This window comes from Cupriavidus sp. SIMBA_020, assembly GCF_046535395.1.
Classification (GTDB): domain Bacteria; phylum Pseudomonadota; class Gammaproteobacteria; order Burkholderiales; family Burkholderiaceae; genus Cupriavidus; species Cupriavidus campinensis.
Window position 1 is genome coordinate 1 of sequence record NZ_JAWRWU010001331.1, and the last position, 247, is coordinate 247.

Genomic DNA, 247 nt, shown 5'->3' on the forward strand with positions numbered 1-247 from the left:
GTACGGCGCGTCGGCGAGCGCGGGCAGCGGCGGGATGATCGGCGCTGCCGGTGCTTCTACGTGCTGCGGCGCGCTGACTTGCGCGCTGTCCGACGGTGCGGTCGTGGAGGAAGCGATGGGCTCTGCCTTCGCCTCCGCCTCTACCTCCGCCGCGAAAACCGGAAGGGGCGCGGGCGCCGGTTCGGTTTCCGGCAGATGCTCGGGCTGTGTTGTCGACGTAATCGGCGCTGCGGGCGCTTCGACGGCT

General features: G+C 71.3%; 1 pseudogene. It reads right to left on the reverse strand.

What is annotated here, in order from left to right:
- Positions 1-247, reverse strand: a pseudogene (locus SB751_RS33835) (hypothetical protein); the annotation flags it as partial.